This window comes from Rhodococcus sp. H29-C3, assembly GCF_030063405.1.
Lineage (GTDB): Bacteria > Actinomycetota > Actinomycetes > Mycobacteriales > Mycobacteriaceae > Rhodococcoides.
In genome coordinates this window covers 1-716 of the sequence record NZ_JASITC010000069.1, presented here as the reverse complement: position 1 = coordinate 716, position 716 = coordinate 1, and the positions used below count along the sequence as shown (strand labels likewise).

Below are 716 nucleotides of genomic sequence, written 5' to 3'. Positions count from 1 at the left end.
CACTCGCCACCACGGACTCCGACTCCGACACCGGCGCGCGGAACTGGCGCACCACAGCGGCAGGCTCCGGCAAAGCCGCACGATCCAACTTCCCCACCGGAGTCAACGGCAACTCGTCGAGAGCGACCACCTGCGAAGGCACCATGTGTCGCGGCAACCGCTCCTTCACCCACCCCCGAATCTCCGTAACATCCAGATCCGAACCCGCAGCAGGCAACACATACGACACCAGCACCGTCGCACCCGCCACTCCCTGCTCCCCCGAGCGCGCGACCGTCACCGCGAACTCGACCCCCGGATGCGAGGTCAAGACAGCATCGATCTCGCCCAGTTCGATCCGGAAACCACGCACCTTCACCTGAAAATCACTGCGCCCCACGTACTCGATATCGTGCGAATCGGGCAGGCGGCGAACGACATCGCCCGTGCGATACATCCGTGTGCCGTCCTCGACCAGAGGATTGGCTACGAATCGTCCTGCTGTGAGCCCCATGCGACTGTGGTAGCCACGCGCCACACCGGGGCCCCAAAGGTACAGTTCGCCTTTCGCGCCGCCGAGCACGGGACGCAACCGATCATCGAGTACGGCGGCGGACATCCCGCGGATCGGCGCACCGATCGAGACCACATCCCCCGCCACCAACGCATCCGAAATATTGGACATAATCGTCGTCTCCGTCGGACCATACCCATTGAAAAACTCACGAACACCACCA

General features: G+C 63.5%; 1 protein-coding gene. It reads right to left on the bottom strand.

The annotated features are described in order from the left end of the window. Positions 1-716 (bottom strand): AMP-binding protein (locus QMK32_RS25210; protein ID WP_283478310.1); only part of this gene is annotated, 716 nt, incomplete at both ends.